Origin of the sequence: Sphingobium herbicidovorans, from assembly GCF_002080435.1 — a bacterium.
GTDB lineage: Bacteria > Pseudomonadota > Alphaproteobacteria > Sphingomonadales > Sphingomonadaceae > Sphingobium > Sphingobium herbicidovorans.
Genome location: NZ_CP020538.1, coordinates 2,803,177 through 2,819,484 on the forward strand (window position 1 = coordinate 2,803,177; position 16,308 = coordinate 2,819,484).

The window sequence follows — 16,308 nt, forward strand, 5'->3', positions numbered from 1 at the left end:
CTCGCACAAAGGGGCAAAGATGAAAGTTGCGGTGGTATTCGGGACTCGTCCCGAAGCGATCAAGTTGTTTCCGGTTATCCATGCGCTGCAGGCGCGTGAGCAGATCGACGCGCGCGTCATTGTAACGGCGCAGCATCGCGGATTGCTGGACCAGGTGCTGGAAATCGCAGGCATCAAGCCGGATATCGACCTGAACGCGATGATGCCCAACCAGACGCTGGACGGGCTGACGGCCAAGCTGATCGTGGAACTGGGCAAGGCGTTCGACGCCGAAAAGCCCGATCGTGTGCTGGTGCATGGCGATACGCTGACCACCATGGTCGCCAGCCTTGCCGCCTATTACCGCCAGATTCCGGTCGCCCATGTCGAAGCGGGGTTGCGGAGCGGGGACATTTATCACCCTTGGCCCGAAGAGGTGAACCGCCGTGTCGTCGCCTGTATCGCCGACATGAACTTCGCGCCGACGCAGGCGGCGGCTGATGCGCTTTTGCGGGAAAATCGGGATGCCGGGGGCGTTCACGTTACCGGCAACACCGTCATCGATGCGCTGCTGGCTACGCGCGAGCGAATCGCGGCCATGCCCTCGCTGGCCCAGGGGCTGGATGATTTGGCGGCGCGCTTTGCGGGCAGGCGGATCGTTGCGGTCACCAGCCACAGGCGCGAGAATTTCGGCGGCGGCATGGAAGCGATCGCCCGATCCATAGCCGACATCGCAGCGCGGCCGGATGTCGCGGTGATATTCCCGGTCCATCCCAATCCCAATGTGCGCCCCGTCATGGAAGCCGTGCTGGGCGGATTGCCCAATGTGGCGATGATCGAACCGCTCGATTACCCGCATTTCGTGCGACTGCTGGATATGTGCCATCTGGTGCTGACCGACAGCGGCGGGGTTCAGGAGGAAGCGCCTTCGCTGGGCAAGCCGGTGCTGGTCATGCGTGAGACCACGGAACGACCCGAAGGCGTCGCGGCGGGCACTGCGAAGCTGGTCGGCACGGATCGCGCGCGGATTGTGCGCGAAGTGCTGGCGCTGCTGGACAATGAATCTGCCTATGCCGCGATGGCGCGGGCGCATAATCCCTTTGGTGATGGACAGGCGGCGCAACGGATAGCCGGGGTGATCGCCGCTGATCGGGCAAGTGTAGAAGGGTTTGAGGAAGCGGCCTGACCGCGCGTCCCGGCTTTCACCTACTTCCCGGCGCAAACCGGCGTTGTTACCGAAATCTTTAGCATTTTCCCGCAGAAACCGGTGAGAATTCATCGGCTTCCAGGATCATAGCATGCCCATCGACAAGCAGCAGAAGGTTTCCGTCATCGGCCTTGGCTATATCGGCTTGCCGACCGCCGCCCTGATCGCGCGGGGCGGGGCGCAGGTCGTGGGTGTGGATGTCAGCGGCCATGTGGTCGAGACCGTCAATTCCGGCCGTGTCCATATCGAGGAAGTCGATCTGGACGGCCTGGTGCAAGGGGTTGTTGCGCGCGGCAATTTGCGCGCCAGCCTGACGGTCGAGCCGAGCGACGTATTCATCATCGCCGTGCCGACCCCCGTTTCGGAAGATCGCGCGCCCGACATTTCCCATGTGCTGAAGGCCGCACGCACTGTCGCCAAAGTGTTGAAGTTGGGCGATACCGTCATTTTGGAGTCCACCTCTCCGGTGGGCACGACCGAAGCGATGCGCGACCTGTTCGCGCAGCTTCGCCCGGACCTGAAAATGCCGGGACAGGGCGGCGCGGGGGACGTTGCCATCGCCTATTGCCCAGAGCGCGTTCTGCCGGGCCGCATTCTGGTCGAACTGATCGACAATGACCGCTGCATCGGCGGCATTACGCCGCGTTGCGCGCGCAAGGCGCTCGCCTTTTACCGGCAGTTCGTGCGGGGCGCGTGTATCACGACCAGCGCCCGTGCCGCCGAGATGGTGAAGCTGGTCGAGAACAGCTTTCGCGACGTCAACATCGCTTTCGCCAACGAGCTATCCGTGATCGCGGAGGGCATGGATATCGATGTGTGGGAGGTTATACGTCTCGCCAACCGTCATCCGCGCGTCAACATCCTGTCGCCGGGCCCCGGCGTCGGAGGTCATTGCATCGCGGTTGATCCATGGTTCATCGTCCATGGCGACCCGGAAAACAGCCGCCTCATCCGCACCGCGCGCGAGGTGAATGACGCCAAGACCGATCATGTTGTCGCCAAGGCGTCGGACATGATCGACGAATATCCCGGTGAAGACATTGCCTGCCTTGGCCTCGCCTTCAAGGCTAACATCGATGATTTTCGCGAAAGCCCGGCGGTGAAGGTCGCAGCCCGGCTGGCGCGCCGCTACGGTCGCCGGGTTAAGCTGGTGGAACCCTATGCCCATGACCTGCCGATGGAATTTGCGGGCACCGGCGCTGAGTTGATGGATCTCGATACAGCCCTCGAACAATGCGGCGTCTTCGTCATTCTGGTAGATCATGACATGTTCACATCAGTCCCGGTGGACGAACGCGCCGGCAAGGCAGTCTATGATACGCGCGGCGTCTGGCCCGACCAGCCACGCCGCGTGGCGCACGATCAGCCGGGGCGTATCGCGGTCTGATCGAGGGGTTGGCATTTCAAACTGTCCAACCTGCGGTTGCCATGACCTTTCTGGCTCGTTAACCCCGCGCAAGCCATCCGCCGTTTGGCGAATAGCCCGTAAAAGCGTGAGAAGTTCAGACCCGAAATGGACATGCCGAGCGACAGTATGAAGAAGGCGCTGACCATTGTGTCGGCCCTCTTCCTGCTTGACGCCTGTTCGACGGCTGAAACCGCGCCCAGGGGGGAAGCCGCCTATGCGGCTATACCGCCTGCACCGGCGCTGGCGAGCGATTATCGTATTTCTCCCGACGACGTCCTGCGGGTGCAGGTCTATCATGAACCCGGCCTGTCGCTGGAAGATGCCCAGGTGACCGCCGCAGGCATGGTGCGCATGCCGCTGATCGGCGATGTGCCGGTGGCGGGGCTGTCGGCGGGTGAAGCTTCGGACGTCATCGCGGGCAGGCTTGGCGAGCGCTATCTGGTTTCGCCGCAGGTCACGATTTTCGTGAAGAAGGCGGTGGGCCGGCGTATTACCGTCGATGGCGAAGTACGCGAGCCGGGCCTCTTTCCCATTGATGGCCGCCTTGGCCTGTTGCAGGCGATCGCGATGGCCAAGGGGCCGACGCGGCTCGCCAGCCTGAAGCAGATTGTCGTCGTGCGTCAGGCTGACGGGATGCGGAAGGCCGCGATGTTCGATCTGTCTGCTATCCGCAGGGGCGAAGCGCCGGATCCTGAAATCCTGCCGGGCGATACGATCATCGTCGGTTCGTCCCGCGCAAAGGCGATCCTTGGCGGAACATTGCTGGCGCTGCCTGCAATCGGCGCGGGCTTTGTCGCGCTCGAGGGAGGGCGCTGATGGCCGAGCGAAGCATTCGTATCGACAGCGGTCCTTCACCCATCGGAATGGAAGGAAGGGCGTCGCGCATCGTGACGACGGCGCGGGCGAGTTGGACAGCGATATGGCGCCACCGCCTGATCCTGTTCGTCACCATGGCGTTGTGCGTGCTGGCGGGGATCATCTTCATCCTGCTTTCCACACCCGATTATCGCGCGACAGCATCAGTCGAGGTGGAGGATGTGCCTGCCGGAGCGGCGGGGGCTGGCGCGGCGCAGCGGCAGATGACCGCAGCCGACAATGAATCGCTGATGCAGACCGAACTGGAAGTGCTGCGCAGCCGGGCATTGGCCGAAGACGTCGCGCGTGAACTGGCGCTGGTCGGCAGCCGCACATTTTTCGATGGCATGGATGAACGGCGGCCGGATCGCGGCGTGGGATCGCTCAACCAGCGGCAGGTGGAAACCGAAGCCGTCATCGGCCTGCTACGCGACAATCTGGATGTTGAGCTGCCAGGCAAGAGCCGGGTGATCCGCATAAGCTTTACCAGCGCCGATCCCGTTTTGTCCGCCCGCGTTGCCAATAGCTACGCCGACAGCCTGATCCGCGCGGATCTGAAGCGTGGTTTTGAATCGGGCGTGCAGGCGCGCCGATTCCTGCTGGGCGAACTCGACGGAGCGCGTCGGGATCTGGAACGTGCCGAACGGGACCTGGCCACCTATGCCGCGCAGGCGGGTGCGTCGCTGGGCGGGCCGGTCGCAGGGCGGGGAGGGAATAGCCCGGATGGCACGACCGCGACGCGCCTGGCGCAATTGAATGCGTTTCGGGCCCAGGCGATCGCAGACCGCATCGCGGCGCAAAAGCGTTGGGAAAGCGCGCGGCTTTCCAGTGTCGAGACCCTGCCGGAAGTGCTGAACAATGGTGGGATGCAGCAGTTGATGGCGCAGAGGGCGCAAGCGCGCGCTGCGGTGGTCGAAGAAAGGCAGTTCCGCAAGGACGCGCATCCTGAAATGCGTGAGGCGCGGGCGCGGCTCGCCGCCCTCGACGATCAGGCCGAGACAATGGCCAACACGATCCGCGCGTCGCTTCGCGAACAATATGAAGTCGCCGTTCATGGCGAAAAGCAGATCGATGCGGAGATTGCCGGGCTGGAAGGTCAGGCGCAGGCCGAACGGGGGCGAGGGGTGCAGATGAGCATCCTGGAGCGATCCGTCGATACCTATAGATTGCTGCACGACAGCCTGCTTCAGCGGTATCGCGACATGGCGTCCCAAGCCGGTTTTCAGGCGGGGCGGATACAGCCGCTGGATCGCGCGGCTGTGCCGACGCGGCCATCGTCGCCCCGGATCGGCATCACCATGTTGCTGGCGTCGTTTGGCGGGCTGGTGCTTGGGTTGCTGATGGTTGCGGGACGGCATGTGTTCGATGACGCCGTGACATCTGCGGACACGCTGGCGGAGCGCGCCAACCTGCCCTTGCTGGGCACGGTGCCGGTGACGGACAAGCCCGCAGCCGAAACCTTCGTTCCGATAGCTTCATCGTTGCTGCTTGCATCGTCGGACGGCCTGCCTGGTTCGATCCTGGTGACGAGCGCACAGGAGGGCGAAGGCAAATCATCGACCGTCCATGCGCTGGCGCTTGCCCTGGCCAAGCTCGACCGGCGGGTACTGGTGATCGATGCCGATATGCGCCGCCCCAAGCAACATGGCCTTTTCCAGCTTGCCCCGGAACGTGGCATCAGCGAGGTGATGACGGGACAGGCCAAGGCGGAGGACGTGATCGTCGATAGCGGTACGCCGGGCGTCTCGTTGCTGCCCAGCGGCGCGATTCCGCCCAACCCGGCCGAGCTGCTTTCGACATCGGCTCTGGATGTCCTGCTCGCCAGCGTGCAAGGTCGCTACGACACCATCCTGATCGATGCCCCACCCATTTTGGGCGTGCCCGACGCGTCATTGCTGGCAAGCAAGGCGCAGGCGGCGGTGCTGGTTGTTGAATGGGGCCGCAACCATCATGGTGGGCTGCGCGTCGCGGTCGATCGCTTGCGCCGCGCGGGTGGCGCGATCATCGGCGCCGTGCTGACCAAGCAACAGGGGCGGGCGTTTGAATATGATTATCACAGGGGCGACTAGCCGCGTTTGATGTCCGCAAACGGATTTTACATCCTGCGGTCTAGCATCGGGTTTTCATCGCGGCGCAAGGTCAGCACTTCGACGCCGCTGCCGGTTACCGCTACCGTGTGTTCGAATTGGGCCGAAAGCTTTCCGTCATTGGTGACCACGGTCCAACCATCGTCCCGTGTGGACACTTTGCGCGTGCCCTGATTGACCATTGGTTCGATGGTGAACACCATGCCTTCGGTCAGCTTCAAGCCGGTTCCCGGCCGTCCGAAATTAAATATGTGCGGATCTTCATGCATTTCGCGGCCAATGCCGTGGCCGCAATATTCGCGCACGACCGAATAACCATTTTTCTTGGCATGCCGTTCGATTGCAAAGCCGATGTCGCCCAGATGCGCGCCGGGCCGCACCTGTCCTATGCCTTTCCACATCGCTTCCTGCGCAACCCTGACCAGCCGTCGCGCGGCCGGAGGCGCGTTGCCGACCATGTAGGTCTTGCTGGAATCGGCAATGAAGCCGTTCTTTTCTAGGGTGATGTCGAGGTTGATGATGTCGCCGTCCCGGATGATTTCATCCGGCGCTGGCACACCATGGCAGACGACATTGTTGATGGAGCAGTTCAGGACATATTTGAAGCCATATTGGCCCTTGCTCGCGGGACGGGCTGCCAGGTCGTTGGTGATGAAGCGATCGACCAGATCGTTTATCTGCAACGTCGAAAGGCCCGCGAGGTCCTGTCCGTCCAGCATTTCGAACACGGACGCGAGCAACTTGCCCGATATGCGCATGAGCGCCAACTCGTCCGGCGTCTTTACCATTTCACGCAGCCAAATCCGCGATGCGCACATCGGCGGATTCGAGCTGCATCCTCACAATGTCGTTGAAGGACAAGGTGGGATTAGCTTCGGCCAGCTTGCCGATCTTCATCCAGAATTCCGCCTGCGCGTTTATGGATCGGCACATGACGGCGCTGGCGCGCCGCACCTCTTCATGCAGATCTTCGTCAATTTTCACGATGCCCATGATCGGTCCCCTAACCCAATATACGATGCGTATATGTTTCGTATATTCAAAGGTCAAGGACCCGGGGCACCGCGTTTGGCTGCGTGAGCGGACTGGAGGAATGCCCTACTGACGGAGCCGTTCGATCGCCTGTGCGAGTGCGACGTAGAGCTTGCCCATGTCGGAGGACAATATGGCGACGCCCAGCGCATTCCCGTCGCGGGCAGACAAGATGATCCGCAGCATCGATTCGAAATCGTGGATGTAGCGGTTCACATGCTCCTGAAACTCGGCGTCATTGTCGTAGTGCAAGGCGATTTCACGCGATTCGCCTGCATCCAGCAGCTTGACCGCTCGCCGGGTGAAGACGCCGCGATCACCCTTGAGATAGGCGGCCCAGGCCGAGTCGGTGACGTCGTTCGACAGGATCTTCGTGACGTCGATCGAGGTGCTGTTGAGCGATTCGATCAGCAGGGCAGAACGCCGCGCGAAATGGTCGCGGTCGCGATCTTCCGCAGCGCGCTCGGCTTCCTCGATCCGCGACTGCACAGTGGCGCTGGTATCGGCGATCGTCAGCAGTTGGCGGGTGAGGCGATCAGATGCCTGATGCGCGGCCTTGACGGCTTCTTCGGCGACCTGGGCGAGTTTCTGAATTTGTGCCGTCACCGTGCCATCGACCGCCTGCTGGAGTGCCTGCTCGCTTGCCTCGGCGAGCGATTGGGCGGCATCGGGAATGGCGCGGCCAAGGGCTTGGCGAGCGCGTTCGGCGGCCTGATCGGCGGTGTCCTTGACCCGCAGAAGTGCAGTGACGAGCAGGGGGCCTGCACCTTCGGTGATGCGCGTCGCATCCTGGTGCGCATTGTCGAGCGCGGTGCGCAGCTTTTCCACCAGCTCGCGATTTGCTTCCACGCCGCTCTGCGTGCTTTCCAGCCATTCGGTCAGGCGCCGGCCCTGACCGCGCAACAGTTCCTCGGCCTCCTGGGTGCGGCCCACCAATGCTTCGGAAATGGCCTCCAGCCGCTCCATCTCGGGCGCGGCACTGTCCAGCAGCGTGCGGCTGGTGGAAATACGGGTGTCGAAACGATCCAGCGCGGCGGGAAATGTTTCGTCCAGTTCGCGCACGCTGGAATCCAGCGCGACGAGCAGCGTTTCCGCGCTGCTGATAAGCTTTTCCGCCGTAACGCCGCCCGCCGCCAGCGAATCGTCGATGCGCTGCGTTTCTGCCGTGAGGCGCGACAGGGCTTCGGTAAGGCGTTCGTTGCGGGAAAGCGCGCCTTCTTCCATCGCCGCAAAGCGCGACTGGGCGGCGTCAATCGCCTCGCCAAGCGTGGCGTGCAGTCCCGATACGAGCGTGCGCTGTCCCTCGATCAGATCATTGACCTGATGAAGGCGGCTTTCGATCTCGCTCATATGATCGGAGATGGCCGAGACGGTTTCGTCGCCGATATTTTCGATATTGCCGCGCGAACGGGCGACGAGCGCATCGAGCGCCTCCGCCTGACGAGCCAGGCCTTCTTCGGTGAGCGCCACGCCATCGCGTGCGCGGGCGAAGGCGATTTCGGTCCGCTCGCGAAGTTGCGAGTCGATTTCGTCGGCATCCCGGGACAAGGTGGCAAGCGCGTTCTGGCTGGTCGCGGCGATACCGGCTTGCGCGGTTTCCACCAGGGTACGAAGCGATTCGGCCTGGGCGGTAAGATCCCGCTCCGCCGCAGCCATGCTTTGTTGGGCGTGGGCGACCGTCGCCTCCAAACGCTGACGCACATCGCCTTCGACGCGGTTCAGATCCTGCGTAAGCAATTCGATGGTTGCTTCGGCGCTGTTGGTGATGCCCGCGCGTGCGCGCTCAAGAAGGTCGGCGAGGGTTCCAGCCTGCCGGTCGAGTTCGGCCGCACCGTCCTGCATTGCAAGACGGGCGCTCTGTGCCGTCGCGTCGATTCGGCCAGCAGCGATGTCCGCCATGCCGTTCACTTCTTCGGTGGCGGAACGGGTTGCTTCCTGCAGTTGGGTCAATTGGCTCGACAGGCTCTTTGTCGCCGACAAGGTACGAGCGCGCGCGTCGTCGGACAGTTCGCCAATGGCGTGAAGCCGGGTTTCGAGAGTGTCGATCCGTTCGGCGAGCGCATGGCCGTTGTCTATGATCTGCGCCGACATGCGCACGGCCCGATCCTCAAGTTCCGGCATTGAGGCAATGAGAGCGTCCATGCGCGCGACAAGGGCCGCTCCGGCGCGTTCGGCGGCTTCCGCTTTTTCTGTCGTGATGTGGGCACGGCTGGCTATCAGTTCGGCCGACGCCTCCATATTGCTGCTGGCGGCTGCACCATAGCTGTCAAGCAACTCCGCCTGGTCCAGCATCGCCTTACGCGCGTTTTCAAGCTGACCGTTGATTCGGGCAAGCCGCAGCTCAAGCAACTCGGTTTCGGTGCGCAGCGCGCGCGCGGTGTCGAGGTAGCGGCGCGATTCAGCGCGGCTGTTGCGCGCGAGCAGCAGGTAACAGACACCCAGAAGTACGATGGGAACCAGCATGGTCGCAACAAGGCCGGGCCAAGCGGCTGGACCGGTTCGCCATTGTCCCGCAGTGATCGTCGCCCAGCCGGCAAAGCCAAGCCACGCCAGCCCGGCAAGGGCGAACAGCACCTGTGTCCGCCGCGCCGCATGATCGCCATGCTCGGCCGCCTCGATGTCGATGTCCGCTTCAGGGTCATCGGCGACCTGCTCCAGCAGCAAAGTGTCATCCTCATGCGACTCATCAGTCGTCGCAATGCTTTTGTCTCGCCAGAATTCGACGATGGTGCTGCCCCCGGTCATGACCCCATCCTATCATCTTTTGCGCGCAACAAAATGCCCTGTTACCAAAACTTAACGCAAGCCCGATAGCGTTGACCCCATGTCCTATGATCCTGGCGCCCTGAATGCCGCTCTTGCCGCCGCCGTCGGCGAAGATATCGCGCTGATCGCGGACTTGCGCATCGCCTTTATGGAGAGCGCTGAGCGTCAGCTTGACCTGCTGCGCAAGGCGCAATCCGATTCCAGTTGGGAACTTGCGTCGTGGCGCCTGAAGGGGCTGGCGGCCAGCTTCGGCCTTACGCACCTGATGGCGCTGGCCGACGAGGCAGCCGACTGCGCTCGCGGCGATCCCCGGATTCTCCGGCAATTGCGGATGGCGATCGACCGGCTTCAGCAGGGCTGAGTCGCTGCGCGCTTGCACGATGGCGACAGCCTTGCGAAAAGGCGTGAGTTTACAAAAACGGGTCGGTTCCATCGCAGCATGACATTTGCGGCCATTATCAGCGCCAGCCGGGCGTCCAGCGATTCCACGGCGGCGCTCCGCGCGAGCCTGCATTTCGCGGGACAGACGCTGGTTGAATATCAGGCGCGACAGGCGGCGCGGGCGGGCGCGGACCGTATCATGATACTGGTGAGCGTCATCACGCCCGCGCTGTCGCAAGCGGTCGATCGGTTGAGTGCGGACGGAATCCCTGTTGCGCTTGTCCGCGACATGGTGTCCATGGTCCGGGATGCGCCGCGGGATAGCGACGTGCTGCTCGTGGCCGACGGCATCATTGTCGCGCAGGCCCATTTTGACGCGATCGCAGAGCGGGAAGGTAACGCGCTGCTGGTGACCGATGACAGCCGGGCCAGCGCTCCGCTGGAACGGATCGACGCCGGGCAGCGCTGGGCGGGACTGGCGCGGATCAGCCCGGACCTGCTGTTCGGCACGCTGGACATGATTGGCGATTGGGACCTTTCCCTGACACTGGTGCGGGCTGCCGTGCAGAGTGGCGCGCGGCGCGTTACCGTGCCGCAGGATGACCTGATGACCGGCCGGGTCGCACTGGTCGATGGTCAGGCACAGGCCGATCTGGTGGCGCAGGCGGTCATGTCCGCAGGTTCAACGGCCAAGCGGATGCGGGGCGCGGGCGAGCATTACATTCTGTGCCCGGTAGCCCGGATGTTGAGCCCGGCGCTGATGCGCACGCAGGTTCCCGCGACACAGGTCCGTATCGCGGCGATGGCACTGGGCGCGATATCATTGGTGCCCATAGAGCTGCTCTGGCCAGCCGCCGGTTTCCTGATGTTGTTGCTGGCGCTTGGGCTGGCGGAGATTGCCGATCGGCTGGACGAATTGGCGCTGCGATCGCCACCTGCCGGGTGGACCGCCTTTGTCGTGCCTTTTTTCGCGGTAGGCGGGATATCCCTGGCGGGGGGCAGCGTGATGGCGACATGTCTGGCGCTGTTGCTGGCGATCGTCCAGCTCGCCGACCGGTGGCGCAAGACGGGAGCAGCGAGGCCCTGGATGATCTTCACGCCCGCCAGCGCGATTTTCCTGCTGCTGCTGACGGCGATATTCGGCGCCATCAGCCTGGGTTTCGAGCTGGCGATGCTGGCCGTCATCGCCTCGGTCGGCGCGATCATCCTGCTCAAGCGCGCCTGAGAATATTTCCCCTTTAGGGTTTAGTGCATTTTAAGGACGTGCGGCTATGTTGGCCGTCATGAGCGCCTTTTCGTTCCTTACCGGGCCGACCGCGGCTGACAGTTGGCCGACGGCTCCCGTCCTGGCCGGCATGTCCGCCGTTCCCGTCGGCCATGCCATTGATCTGGCGTTTTTCTTCCCCAATGAGGGGCGCGAACGCCATGATGCCCTGATGGCGGAGACGCGACGGCACCTGGGCGCGTGCGTGACCGGTATCGAGCGATCATTGCGATTCGCGCTGGAGCAGCAACCCGATGTCGCCGCCGTGCTGACGCCAAGAATGGAGGCGATCTGCTGGCCCACCATTTGCGCGCAGCCCACACTGCTGGGTCCGGCATTGCTGGCTCATATGCAGATGCGAGCGGGCGTGACGTTGCTGCTGCGGCAATTCGGGCAGCCCGATGACCGGCTTGACGAGTCTGAGGCGGAAACCATCCTGCCGACCAATGATGCCGCCGTTGCCGAAGCGATCGTTGCGTTGACAGAGGCGGAGGGCAGATGGCTTGCGCCCGGCGCTGAGGACGAACCGATGCAGCCGGATCTTCCCGCCGAGCATTTCGCCGAGCTGATGTGGACAGCTGCTGCATCCATCATGGCGCTGGTGCAGCGATCCGCATCAACCGACGCCGGCATGATGCTGCCAGCTTTCGAAAAGGCGGGATGGACGCTACTTTCGGAACATGACGAAACCAAAGGGCCGATCGCAGCGGCGGAGCGGCTGGTGCGGCGTCTGGGCGAGCGTGCGGATGCGCCCGAATTGTTGGGTGCGGCGCTGGGGCAGCGGCGATTCCTGCTCTTCGCGGCCCTGACGGCGCGCCGGTTGCGCATGGACTGTGCGCATGTCGCCGACATATTGGTGATGGGCCCGGTCGCGGAACTGGCGGCCCTGTGCCGTTCCCTCGGCGGGTCGGATGCGGATTATCGGCATCTGTTGCTGGCCCTGCGGCCGGTGCGGCCATCGCTCACCGACGCGGCGATTATCATTGAGGCCGAGCGTTATCAGGCGTTGACAGAGGCGCAGGCGGACGGTTTGGTAAATGCATTGCGCGCGCCGCGGGCGCTTCGCGCAAAGCTCGATCATTTGCGGCAGGTCACCATCTGATGAATATGCCGGCGCATCCCGCGATCATTCGCGCGACGGTAGCGGCCAATGGGCTGCTGCTGAGCGCAGATGCGCCATTGCTGGCTCTTCAGCGAGAAGCGGGTTCGGATGTGGGAGCGGTGCTGGCGATCCCGCAACTGGCGGCGGTCGCGCGCTTGGCGTCGCGTTTGGGTGTAACGGTCTCACGCCCTGTCACTGCCGCTGCCGAACACGGCGACGTCGAAATGTGGGTCCGGGCACGGCCCGAAGCGGACGGGGTGCAGATTTCCGTCATCGAATGGAACGAACGGCCCGCCGCCCCTGCTCCAATAGATGGCGTTCGGCGGGACGCCGACATTGCCGCTGTCGCGGAAGGCTGGACCTGGCAGATCGACACCCAGCTTCGTTTTCAGATGGTGCTGGAAGGGGCGGGGGCAGAAAGCGCCTTGCCTGAGGCTCCTCCTGTAGCGGGAAGCCGATTTACAAGCTATTTTGAACTTCGGCCGGACGAGGAGGGCGATTTGCCGATCCTGCGGGGCTTTGCGCAGCGGCGCGCGTTTCGCGACCAGATCGCCACGTTGATCGCCGAGCCGGAGCAATGCGTGCGCCTGACCGGCTTTCCGATGTTCGATCTTGCCGGACAGTTGCTCGGCTATCGCGGCAAGGCATTTCCGCTGGATCGCGCCATTTTGGCCCCGCATGTTCCGGCGGCGCCGGCAGTGGTCATCTACCCGGCCGAGTTCGGGCGGCGGCTGGACCGCTCGCTGCGACAGCCGCTGGGGCGGATCATCGCCAATGCCGATTCGATCAACGCGCAGATCGACGGGCCGCTGCGCCCCGACTATGCCGGTTATGCGTCGGACATCGCAGCGGCTGGACGTCATTTGATGGCGCTGATCGATGATTTGGCGGACCTGCAGGCGATCGACCGGCTGGATTTTACCGTGGCCACCGAAGATGTTGATCTGGCCGACATTGGACGGCGTGCCGCAGGGCTTTTCGTGGTCAAGGCCATGGACCGCAAGATCCGCGTCGTCGCTCCGGCGGCTGACCAATCGGCCGTGGCGACCGGAGAGTTCCGGCGGGCGCTTCAGATATTGATGAACCTGGTCGGCAATGCGGTGCGCTATGCGCCCGAGGACAGCGAAGTGCGGATCGAGACAGGCCGCGATGACGGCTTTGCCTGGATTGCGGTGATGGACCAGGGCGAGGGCGTTCCCGAAGGCAGCCGGGAGCGGATATTCCATAAGTTCGAGCGGCTGGGCCGCAGTGATTCGGGCGGAAGTGGCCTGGGCCTCTATATTTCACGCAGGCTCGCGCTGGCGATGGGTGGGGATATTCGTATTGATGACGCGCCGGGCGGCGGCGCCCGGTTCACCCTGACGCTGCCCACCAACAGCGGCTAGTCCAAGCAAAAGAAACGGCGCCCGGTGAGGCGCCGTTCTTCTTGATACCGTTAAAATCTGGATCAGCGCTGGCTGACGGGGACGTAATCCCGTTCTGCCGGGCCGGTATAGAGCTGGCGCGGGCGGCCGATTTTCTGCGCTGGGTCCGAAATCATCTCGTTCCACTGGGCGACCCAACCCACGGTGCGGGCGAGGGCGAAAAGAACGGTGAACATCTCGGTCGGGAAGCCGATTGCCGAGAGGATCACGCCCGAATAGAAATCGACATTCGGATAGAGCTTCTTTTCGATGAAGTAAGGATCGTTGAGCGCGATCTGCTCCAACTCCTTCGCGACGTCGAAGATGGGATCGGTAACGCCCAGCTTTGCCAGAACGTCCTTCGCGGTCTTTTGCATGACGGTCGCGCGCGGATCGTAATTTTTATATACGCGGTGGCCGAAGCCCATCAGGCGGAACGGATCGTCCTTGTTCTTGGCGCGGGCGATATATTCCGGGATGCGATCGACGGTGCCGATTTCCCGCAGCATGTTGAGCGCGGCTTCATTCGCGCCGCCATGCGCCGGGCCCCAGAGGCATGCGATGCCGGCCGCGATGCAGGCGAAGGGATTGGCTCCCGAGGAACCCGCGAGACGCACGGTCGAGGTGGAAGCATTTTGTTCATGGTCGGCATGGAGAATGAAGATCTTGTCCATCGCATCCACGACCACCGGATCGGGTTCATATTCCTCGGCCGGGACGGAGAATGTCATGCGCAGGAAATTGGCGGTGTAGCTTAGGTCGTTGCGCGGGTAGACGAAGGGCTGGCCCACCGAAAATTTGTACGCCATGGCCGCGATCGTGGGCATCTTGGCGATCAGGCGGTGGCTGGCGATCTTGCGCTGTTCCGGATCGTTGATGTCCGTCGAATCATGGTAGAAAGCTGAAAGCGCGCCAACGACGCCGCACATGATCGCCATCGGGTGCGCGTCGCGACGGAAGCCGCGATAGAAGGTCGTCAGCTGTTCATGCACCATAGTATGGCGCGAGATGGTGTAGGTGAAGTCTTCCAGTTCCTTCTTGGACGGCAGTTCGCCGTTCAGCAACAGGTAGCTGACTTCCATGAAGCTGGATTGTTCGGCGAGCTGGCCGATAGGATAGCCGCGGTGCAGCAGCACGCCTTCATCACCATCGATGTAGGTCAGGCCGGAATCGCAGCTGGCGGTCGAAGTGAAGCCCGGATCATAAGTGAACATGCCGGTGTTTGCGTAGAGCTTACGGACGTCAATGACCTTGGGGCCGACCGAACCATTGAGGATGCCATAATCCTTGGCATCACCATCGACCGTCAAAGTCGCAATATTGTCCGACATCTCGTTCTCCTTAACTACCATCAGCTGGCGATGCCGTTTCGGGCATCTGCAAGCCGCTCCAAGCTTTTGTCTTTTCCAAGGAGGAAAAGGACATCAAAAATCCCTGGCGAAACCGTGCGACCGGTCAGCGCCGCGCGAAGCGGCTGGGCGACTTTGCCCAACCCCAGACCGGCATCCTCTGCGACGCGGCGGATCGCATCCTCAATCGCTTCGACGGTCCAGGATTGGACAGCATCGAGAGCGTCGGCTGTCTTGCCCAACAGCTCGCGCGCCGAGTCGTCTAGCAGAGCAAGGGCCTTCTCGTCAAAATCCAGCGGGCAATTTTTAAACAGAAACTCCGCGCCTTCGGCAATTTCGTTAAGCGTCTTGGCGCGGGGCTTCAGCGAGGGGATCGCCTGGGTAAGCAGTGCTTCGGAGTTGTCCGGCAGGGTTGCCGCCAAGCGCGCGGAAATTCGGGGCAGCACCAGCGCGGCGAGGCGGGCGTCGTCAGCCTCACGCAGATAGAAGGCGTTGAGATTTTCCAGCTTCTTTATGTCGAAGCGGGAAGGTGATCGGCCGACGCCCGAAATGTCGAACAGCTCGATAGCGCGATCGCGAGAGATCGTCTCTTCGTCGCCATATCCCCAACCAAGACGCAGTAGATAGTTCAGGACCGCTTCGGGAAGCATGCCCATTTCGTCGCGATAGGCATCCACGCCCAGGGCGCCGTGGCGCTTTGACAGCTTTGCGCCATCCGACCCGTGGATCAGCGGGATATGCGCGTAGATCGGCTCTTCCCAGCCCATGGCCTTTATAATGCCGAGTTGCCGGAAAGCATTGTTGAGATGATCGTCGCCCCGGATCACATGGGTAACGCCCATGTCATGATCATCTACCACCACGGCGAGCATATAGGTGGGCGTCCCGTCGGAGCGGAGCAGGATCATGTCGTCAAGCTCTGCATTCTGCACGACGACGCGCCCCTGCACTGCGTCCTCGATCACCGTTTCACCTTCGCGAGGCGCTTTGAGGCGGATGACGAAGGGCGCGCCTGCGGGCGCTTCGGCAGGATCGCGGTCGCGCCAGCGCCCGTCATAGCGCATCGGCTGCTTGGCGGCGCGTTGTTGTTCGCGCAGCTCAGAAAGCTCTTCGGGCGTTGCGTAGCAGCGATAGGCATGCCCGCCCGCCAGCAGTTGATTGGCGACTTCGGCATGACGCTGCGAGCGTTCGAACTGGAACACGGCGGGCTCATCGCCGGCAAGGCCAAGCCATTCGAGACCGTCGAAGATCGCGGCAACCGCTTCTTCTGTTGAGCGTGCGCGATCGGTATCTTCGATGCGCAACAGGAACTTGCCGCCATGGTGACGGGCGAATAACCAGTTGAACAAAGCGGTGCGCGCGCCGCCGATATGAAGGAAACCCGTGGGCGATGGCGCAAAACGGGTTACGACTTGCTTGTTCAAACCCGTTGCACTCACAGTCCTATTCCCCGACATCCGCCTTGCTCATTCATG

General features: G+C 62.8%; 13 protein-coding genes. 8 read left to right on the forward strand and 5 right to left on the reverse strand.

From position 1 onward, the window contains the following. The first annotated feature begins 19 nt into the window (after positions 1 to 19). The 4 genes from wecB to B6S01_RS13915 all read left to right on the forward strand — a co-directional run bounded on the left by wecB (position 20) and on the right by B6S01_RS13915 (position 5,518). The gene (gene wecB, locus B6S01_RS13900) at positions 20 to 1,165 is read left to right on the forward strand and encodes a non-hydrolyzing UDP-N-acetylglucosamine 2-epimerase (protein ID WP_037466313.1); all 1,146 of its coding nucleotides are present in this window, start codon (positions 20 to 22) and stop codon (positions 1,163 to 1,165) included. 112 nt (positions 1,166 to 1,277) lie between these two features. Next, a complete protein-coding gene (wecC, locus tag B6S01_RS13905; protein WP_037466315.1) occupies positions 1,278 to 2,573 on the forward strand; it encodes a UDP-N-acetyl-D-mannosamine dehydrogenase in 1,296 nt (431 codons plus the stop codon). 126 nt (positions 2,574 to 2,699) lie between these two features. Beyond that, positions 2,700 to 3,410, forward strand: a complete 711-nt coding sequence (locus tag B6S01_RS13910; protein ID WP_051908273.1) for a polysaccharide biosynthesis/export family protein — start codon at positions 2,700 to 2,702, stop codon at positions 3,408 to 3,410. After that, positions 3,410 to 5,518, forward strand: a complete 2,109-nt coding sequence (locus B6S01_RS13915) for a GumC family protein (protein ID WP_037466316.1) — start codon at positions 3,410 to 3,412, stop codon at positions 5,516 to 5,518. Before B6S01_RS13910 ends, B6S01_RS13915 begins: the two co-directional genes overlap by 1 nt. Positions 5,519 to 5,544: 26 nt before the next feature. Here the strand turns inward: B6S01_RS13915 and map are convergent, their stop codons facing one another. The 3 genes from map to B6S01_RS13930 form a co-directional block, all read right to left on the reverse strand. Beyond that, a complete protein-coding gene (map, locus tag B6S01_RS13920) occupies positions 5,545 to 6,324 on the reverse strand; it encodes a type I methionyl aminopeptidase (protein ID WP_037466317.1) in 780 nt (259 codons plus the stop codon). A gap of 1 nt (position 6,325) precedes the next feature. Continuing rightward, on the reverse strand, positions 6,326 to 6,529 hold the full coding sequence (locus B6S01_RS13925) for a ParD-like family protein (RefSeq protein WP_037466320.1): 204 nt from the start codon (positions 6,527 to 6,529) through the stop codon (positions 6,326 to 6,328). A 105-nt stretch (positions 6,530 to 6,634) separates the two neighbouring features. After that, entirely contained in the window at positions 6,635 to 9,313 is a 2,679-nt protein-coding gene (locus tag B6S01_RS13930; RefSeq protein ID WP_037466322.1) for a hypothetical protein, read from the reverse strand. Between the two features lie 79 nt (positions 9,314 to 9,392). On the opposite strand from B6S01_RS13930, the gene B6S01_RS13935 reads away from it, so the two are divergent. The 4 genes from B6S01_RS13935 to B6S01_RS13950 all read left to right on the forward strand — a co-directional run bounded on the left by B6S01_RS13935 (position 9,393) and on the right by B6S01_RS13950 (position 13,466). Then, the gene (locus tag B6S01_RS13935) at positions 9,393 to 9,695 is read left to right on the forward strand and encodes an Hpt domain-containing protein (RefSeq protein WP_037466324.1); all 303 of its coding nucleotides are present in this window, start codon (positions 9,393 to 9,395) and stop codon (positions 9,693 to 9,695) included. 78 nt (positions 9,696 to 9,773) lie between these two features. Next, the gene (locus B6S01_RS13940; RefSeq protein WP_037466326.1) at positions 9,774 to 10,940 is read left to right on the forward strand and encodes a hypothetical protein; all 1,167 of its coding nucleotides are present in this window, start codon (positions 9,774 to 9,776) and stop codon (positions 10,938 to 10,940) included. Positions 10,941 to 10,998: 58 nt separating this feature from the next. Further along, positions 10,999 to 12,081, forward strand: a complete 1,083-nt coding sequence (locus B6S01_RS13945) for a DUF2336 domain-containing protein (protein WP_037466777.1) — start codon at positions 10,999 to 11,001, stop codon at positions 12,079 to 12,081. Further along, the gene (locus B6S01_RS13950) at positions 12,081 to 13,466 is read left to right on the forward strand and encodes a sensor histidine kinase (protein ID WP_037466328.1); all 1,386 of its coding nucleotides are present in this window, start codon (positions 12,081 to 12,083) and stop codon (positions 13,464 to 13,466) included. The genes B6S01_RS13945 and B6S01_RS13950 overlap by 1 nt, the downstream gene beginning before the upstream one ends. Before the next feature lie 62 nt (positions 13,467 to 13,528). On the opposite strand, the gene B6S01_RS13955 is transcribed toward B6S01_RS13950, so the two are convergent. Together B6S01_RS13955 and gltX are read right to left on the reverse strand one after the other, a co-directional pair. Continuing rightward, positions 13,529 to 14,815, reverse strand: coding sequence for a citrate synthase (locus tag B6S01_RS13955; RefSeq protein ID WP_037466780.1), 1,287 nt, complete (start codon positions 14,813 to 14,815; stop codon positions 13,529 to 13,531). Positions 14,816 to 14,835: 20 nt separating this feature from the next. Next, positions 14,836 to 16,290 (reverse strand): glutamate--tRNA ligase, encoded by a 1,455-nt coding sequence (gene gltX / locus B6S01_RS13960; protein WP_174525900.1) that lies wholly within the window; start codon positions 16,288 to 16,290, stop codon positions 14,836 to 14,838. Positions 16,291 to 16,308 lie beyond the last annotated feature (18 nt).

Bases quoted from the DNA above. Each gene is read 5' to 3' on its own strand.
- wecC (WP_037466315.1), top strand. From the start codon at position 1,278: ATGCCCATCGACAAGCAGCAGAAGGTTTCCGTCATCGGCCTTGGCTAT.
- B6S01_RS13930 (WP_037466322.1), bottom strand. From the start codon at position 9,313: ATGACCGGGGGCAGCACCATCGTCGAATTCTGGCGAGACAAAAGCATT.
- wecB (WP_037466313.1), top strand. From the start codon at position 20: ATGAAAGTTGCGGTGGTATTCGGGACTCGTCCCGAAGCGATCAAGTTG.
- B6S01_RS13910 (WP_051908273.1), top strand. From the start codon at position 2,700: ATGGACATGCCGAGCGACAGTATGAAGAAGGCGCTGACCATTGTGTCG.
- B6S01_RS13950 (WP_037466328.1), top strand. From the start codon at position 12,081: ATGAATATGCCGGCGCATCCCGCGATCATTCGCGCGACGGTAGCGGCC.
- B6S01_RS13935 (WP_037466324.1), top strand. From the start codon at position 9,393: ATGTCCTATGATCCTGGCGCCCTGAATGCCGCTCTTGCCGCCGCCGTC.
- B6S01_RS13925 (WP_037466320.1), bottom strand. From the start codon at position 6,529: ATGGGCATCGTGAAAATTGACGAAGATCTGCATGAAGAGGTGCGGCGC.
- B6S01_RS13940 (WP_037466326.1), top strand. From the start codon at position 9,774: ATGACATTTGCGGCCATTATCAGCGCCAGCCGGGCGTCCAGCGATTCC.
- B6S01_RS13915 (WP_037466316.1), top strand. From the start codon at position 3,410: ATGGCCGAGCGAAGCATTCGTATCGACAGCGGTCCTTCACCCATCGGA.
- gltX (WP_174525900.1), bottom strand. From the start codon at position 16,290: ATGTCGGGGAATAGGACTGTGAGTGCAACGGGTTTGAACAAGCAAGTC.
- map (WP_037466317.1), bottom strand. From the start codon at position 6,324: ATGGTAAAGACGCCGGACGAGTTGGCGCTCATGCGCATATCGGGCAAG.
- B6S01_RS13945 (WP_037466777.1), top strand. From the start codon at position 10,999: ATGAGCGCCTTTTCGTTCCTTACCGGGCCGACCGCGGCTGACAGTTGG.
- B6S01_RS13955 (WP_037466780.1), bottom strand. From the start codon at position 14,815: ATGTCGGACAATATTGCGACTTTGACGGTCGATGGTGATGCCAAGGAT.